Origin of the sequence: Bacillus sp. MYb56, from assembly GCF_002976445.1 — a bacterium.
GTDB classification, from domain to species: domain Bacteria; phylum Bacillota; class Bacilli; order Bacillales; family Bacillaceae_G; genus Bacillus_A; species Bacillus_A mycoides.
This window is the reverse complement of sequence record NZ_PCOH01000038.1, coordinates 24266-30494: the sequence shown is the minus strand read 5'-3', so window position 1 is coordinate 30494 and position 6229 is coordinate 24266. Positions and strand designations below refer to the sequence as shown.

3 protein-coding genes are annotated in these 6229 nt (G+C 36.7%); all 3 read left to right on the top strand.

The window, feature by feature from the left end; genetic code table 11:
- Positions 1-207: 207 nt before the first annotated feature.
- From CQ058_RS32950 to CQ058_RS27275, 3 genes are read left to right on the top strand one after another with little or no spacing between them, the layout of a single operon-like run.
- Entirely contained in the window at positions 208-372 is a 165-nt protein-coding gene (locus tag CQ058_RS32950) for a DnaB-like helicase N-terminal domain-containing protein (protein ID WP_105590078.1), read from the top strand.
- A 22-nt stretch (positions 373-394) separates the two neighbouring features.
- Positions 395-1657 (top strand): MFS transporter, encoded by a 1263-nt coding sequence (locus tag CQ058_RS27280; RefSeq protein WP_002187290.1) that lies wholly within the window; start codon positions 395-397, stop codon positions 1655-1657.
- A 14-nt stretch (positions 1658-1671) separates the two neighbouring features.
- Positions 1672-6228: a non-ribosomal peptide synthetase gene (locus CQ058_RS27275; protein ID WP_002193487.1), complete on the top strand. Its 4557-nt coding sequence runs from the start codon at positions 1672-1674 to the stop codon at positions 6226-6228.
- Position 6229: the final 1 nt, after the last annotated feature.

Here is a 6229-nt window from a genome sequence, read left to right as displayed (position 1 = left end):
GCACCTTCTTTAGATTAGTAGTATCAGTATGTCCAAGATTTGTAGATTTATTGCACCAGAACCCGTTAAAATCTGCGATACGATTCAATCTTAATTTAGTTGTTTTATGGAAATATTTCTGGTTTTCAGAAAACAATAATCGGAATATTCATTGTTTTCTATATTATTTTTAGAAAATAATCCCATTAATAGGAGTGTTATGATTTAATTGTTAGTCAATATCTCATTTTTAGAGCGTTAGTGTCTTTGAGGAAGTCTAAGCAAGTTATTGATTTCATTACCATCACAAACGAACTGCAAAAAAAGAATGGGATTGAAGAGGCGGGAGAAGTCTCGTATCCCACTCAATTAGTTTCTATCGTCCCTATTTAGTCAACTTAAGGAGCTCGTTTTTATGAAAACTACCGAATCAAAAAGTCTATGGGGAAATACAATTTATTTACAAGTTTTCTCTGCGTATTCACTGCTTATGCTCGGAGTATTTATTGACATGTTAGCCATTATGACCATTGTTAGTTTTGAATGGGAAGTAGACCCCACCATGATTGGACTAATTCCCGTTGCGTATGCACTTCCTGGGATTATATTTAGTTCATGGGCAGGCGTGATTGCTGATCGCTTTAGAAAAATTCCAATTATGATGTTTTGTAATCTAATGGTTGGTTTATTAACAATTGTTCTTTTATTTGTCCAAACTATTCATTGGCTTTTGTTAGCATTAATGATTCGTTCCATTTTCACCGTTTTTTATTATCCTGCACAGCAAACACTAACACGACAGATTGTTTCTCCTGATCTGCTTACCAAAGCGGTAAGTATCAATGGGATAGTTGAGCAAGGAACCAAGATACTGGGCCCACTTATAGGAGGAATGTTACTGAGCTGGTTTCAGCCAGAGTTTTGTCTGATTATAAGGGCAATATGCTGCTTACTAGCTGCTTTGGTTCTGTTGCCCACAATAAGGTTACAGGAATCTCTGTCAAGAGAACATATAGAAAAGAAACAGCAAAGTACTTGGACTGCTTGGTTACAAGGCTGGGGTTATGTATTATCCAATCGGATGATATTATCAACCATGATTTTCTTTACAATAGCTATGGCAGTATTACAATTAGTAGACTCACAGTTCCCTACTTTATTTAAAAGCTTGTTCCCAAATGATAAGAGTAAAATGGGATACATCATTTCTATTATTGGTCTTGGGGGAATAATTGGCGCATTCTTAACTCAGAAATTAAAACATTTTCAATATGGTTGGTTAATATGTGGAGGTATTGCTTTAATGGGAATTGGCTTTGGGGGCATTAGTCTGATAACTCTGATAAATCCTGGTGCATCCCTCATTTTTGCCTATCTGATTAGTTTTATAGCTGGTATTGGAAGTGGACTTATGCTTGTATCCAATCAAGTCATTCTACAAATAGAATCTCATCAAGAACAGGTCGGAAGAGTATTTGGGATTCAAAGCAGTTTAGCAAATGCAGTCCTCATTATTTCTCCTGCTATGAGCGGTCCACTGGTTCACTTTTTCGGAGTAATTGAACTCTATTTTTATGTGGGTATTGGGCTCATCATCATTGGAGTAATTGGGGTTTCACTACAGAAATATATATGGGTTAAACATAAGCAAGAACCTATAAGAGTAAATAATTTTTGAAGGGAAGATTTTTTATGGCCAATGAAGAATGTTATCCGTTAAGTCATCCACAGAGGAGAATATGGTATACAGAAGTTATTCATTCCGGTAAAGGGATATGTAATTTAAGGTTTTTGTTTAAACTTCATAGAAAAATGGATTATTCAAAATTAAATCGAGTTGTGAATCGTGTTATTAGTGAAAATGATGGTCTTTGCATCAGATTAAAAGAAAATGGGCATCAGGAACCTGAACAATATTTTATTAAACATGAAGAACAAGAATTTGAGTTTTTCGATTTCAGTTCCGTGGAGGATTCAGATTTGCTTGAGAAATGGATCGAGCAGAAAACAAAAGAAACGTTTACATTATTTAATTCGGATTTATACTATTTCGCTTTAATAAAATTAAACGATAATGAATGTGCAGTCTTTGGGAATGTTCATCATATTATCATGGATGGTTTATCAATCCAAATATTTACCAGTCAGATTGCAAAATATTATTATGAGATGCATAACGAGACTGAGGAAGGCGAAATTAGAAATTCATATGTTCAATTTCTGGCCAATGAACAAACATACTTGAATAGTATTCGCTTTCAAAAAGATCAAAAATTCTGGTTAGAGGAATTTAAAACAATTCCATCTGTGACGGGATTGAAGCCTTATAATACGTACCAAGTTAGTACCAAAGCATCACGTGAAACGTTTATATTATCGGAGCATTTGAAGAGAAAGATAGAGTTATTTTCTGACGATTATAAATTAAGTGTATATTCTCTTTTTGTTGCTGCTTTCTCATTGTCTATGTGTCGGTGGACCTCATCGCTTGATATTGCATTAGGAATGGCTTATGGCAATCGTATGACTAAAACGGAACGGGAATTGATTGGAATGATGGTGAGTACGGTTCCTCTAAGAATGGATATCGATCCAGAAGAAGAAGTACTTTCATTTATTGGTAGGGTGTCCAGAAAACAAAGTAAATCATTACGACATCAGAAATACCCATTTGATTTGTTATTAAAGCAGATTAATAAAGAGAATAACAGCAATGTTAGACTTTTCGGAACTACGATTGATTATAGAGATCGTGATGAAAGTGGTGACTCACTTTGGATTCCAAATGGTGAAGAAATGCAAGATTTTGCAGTACATATTGAGAATTTGACTGATATAGACTCTTTACAAGTACATATTGACTATCGTAAAGAGCTATTTTCTAAAGAAGAGATAAACCGCTTTTTTAAAACCATGTTAGCAGTAATAGAAAATACATTTAAAAACCCAAAGCAAAAGGTTTCTGAGATTGAAATTATTTCAGAAGAAGATAAAAGAAAAAGTTTAGTAGAGTTCAACAATCCTAAGCTTGATTTTCCACCTCAAGTAACTATTCATGAATTGTTCGAACAGCAAGCGATGATTTATCCAAATTCTATTGCAGTTACGTATGAAAAAGGAAAAGTTACTTATAGGGAGCTAAATGAAAATGCAAATCAGTTAGCTCATTATCTGCAGAAAAAAGGAGTAGGACCTGATACTTTAGTTGGGCTGTGCGTTGAACGTTCTCTAGAAATGATTGTAGGTATTTTAGGGATTTTGAAGGCTGGTGGAGCCTATGTTCCACTTGATCCAACATATCCAGAGCAGCGACTTCAATATATTTTAGAGGATGCTGGCATTCAGTTATTCGTAACGCAAGAAAGTTTAAAAGAATTGAAATGGTTACCAGAAAATATTAAATCGATTTGCCTGGATCGTGATAGAGATGAGATTGGGCAAGAAAGTAAGACCTTACCTTTTTCTGATGTAAGTTCTCAAAACCTAGCTTACGTAATCTATACTTCGGGATCAACAGGGAATCCAAAGGGCGTTATGATAGAGCATCACAATGTCATTCGTTTATTTAAATCGACGGATTGTTGGTATCAGTTTAATGAAAAAGACACTTGGACGCTTTTTCATTCTTATGCATTTGATTTCTCAGTATGGGAAATTTGGGGAGCATTATTATATGGTGGGAAATTAGTTGTTGTTCCGTACTTGATTAGTCGATCGCCCAAAGATTTTTATCAATTATTGGTGGAGGAAGAAGTCACAGTTCTAAATCAGACGCCTTCCGCATTTCGACAATTAATACAGGTGTGTGAACAAGAAGATGAGAATAAAAACTTGAATCTACGTTATGTAATATTTGGTGGGGAAGCGTTAGATCCTAGTAACTTGTTACCGTGGTTTCAAAGATATGGAGATAAGGACCCACAGTTAATTAATATGTATGGAATTACAGAAACTACCGTTCATGTTACTTATTCTCCGATTACTCAAGATGAGGTCCGGCACTCTTCACGAAGTAATATCGGAAAACGGCTTCCAGATTTAGAAGTGTATGTGCTAGATGCCAGTCAACAGCCTGTGCCTATTGGTGTAGCTGGTGAACTATATATTGGTGGAGCAGGACTTGCACGTGGGTATTTAAATAGACAGGAATTAACTGCAGAGCGCTTCATCCCTCATCCATTTAATAGTGAACCGGAAGCAAGGTTATATCGGACAGGAGACTTAGCGAGATTCTTGCCAGATGGGAATCTGGATTATCGTGGGCGAATTGATCATCAGGTGAAAATCCGTGGCTTCCGAATTGAGATAGGGGAAATTGAATCTACTTTAAACGTACATGCATCTATAAAAGAAGCTGTTGTGATTGTTCGAGAAGATCAGCCGGGTGATAAACGATTGGTGGCATATGTTGTAGGGAATGGGAATGTAGGTGCGTGGAGAGTGTATCTTAAAGCAAAACTACCGAGCTATATGGTCCCTTCAGGATTTGTAATGATGGAAGCTATTCCACTAACTGCTAACGGTAAAGTTGATCGTGAGGCCTTACCTATGCCGGAGGAAAAGCAGATTAACAGTGAAGCTGTTGCCCCTCGGAATAGTAACGAAAAGATACTGGCTACCATCTGGAAGCAAGTATTAGGTGTTAAAAATGTGGGGATCTATGATAATTTCTTTGAAATTGGTGGCGACTCAATTCTCAGTATTCAAATCATATCTCAAGCAAGTCAAGTGGGATTAAAACTTACTCCAAAGCAAATGTTTGAATGCCCAACCATTGCCGAGTTGGCACAAGTGGCTATAGAAACTCAGGGAGTACAAGCGGAGCAGGGAATTGTGACAGGAGAAGTGCCCCTTACTCCAATTCAGTACTGGTTCTTCGAGCAAGAACATTCACGTCCGGAGCATTGGAATCAATCGATGCTTTTAAGAGTAAAAGAGAGAGTGGACGTGAAGTTACTAGAAGGAGCGATCTTATACTTACTAAAACATCATGATGCTTTACGTTTCCGGTACGAACAGTTACCAAATGGAACGTGGAGGCAGAGAAATGAAGGGACTGATGTGCATTCTGTACTTCATGTGGTAAAACGGAACAAAGCTAATGAACAAGCGTGGAATAAAGTAATACAAGAAGAGATGAACATTACTCAAACTAGTTTCAATTTAGTTACAGGTCCGTTAATGAGAGTAGTTTACTTTGAGGACACCTTGTCTGGAAATGATCGAATATTCTGGGCGATTCATCATTTAGTAGTAGATGGAGTATCGTGGAGAATTCTATTGGAAGATTTACAGGCGGTATATAACCAGATGAAACAAGGTCAAGGAGTTCGCCTACCTGCGAAAAGTACATCTTTTAAAGAGTGGTCGGAAAGACTGCAGGCATACAGTGATTCGGGTATGTCAAAAGAAGTACAAGATTATTGGAATGAACGGGTAGAAAAAGAAACGATGAAAATTCCAATGGACTATCCAATGCAAGAAACAACAGAAGAATCGATTGATCAAGTGACGAGGACTTTAGGAGTAGAAGAAACACATGCATTGTTACAAGAAGTTCCAGTGACTCATAAGACAAGGATTAATGAGGTACTATTGGCGGCATTAGGACAAGCTATCGTCGATTTTACAAATCAGCAAACGGTTTCTATTCATCTAGAAGGACACGGGAGAGAAGAGATGGTTGAAGGTATTGATCTATCACGGACAGTGGGCTGGTTCACGAGTATTTATCCTGTTCATCTGAATTTTCAAGGAACTAAAACACCTATTGAAGGATTAAAGGCTGTAAAAGATCAATTGCGTCAAATTCCGAATCGTGGAGTTGACTATGGTATTTTACGTTACTTGAAAAAAGAATTACTTCCGTTTTATCAGCAAAAGCCTTCAATAAGCTTTAACTATTTGGGCCAATTTGATCAAGTTTTTTCAAAGGAATCTTTGTTTATGCAAGAGACAGGGTTTACATTTTTAGATCATGCTCCAGATTCCAAGCCATCTCATCTAATTGAGGTTATCGGTATGGTAAAAGATGAGAAGTTACATTTTGTTTGGATATATAGTAGAGAACAATTTTCTAGATTAACAATTCAAGCGATAGCAGATGGTATGTTGAGGCATCTTCGTCAACTTATAAATAAACCAACAACAGAGTCAGCTTTTACAGTATCAGATTTTGCTGATGCTGAGGATCTTACGGAAGAAAGCTTGAGCAAAGTATTACTTAAATTAACAAAGAAGAGGGTGTAAA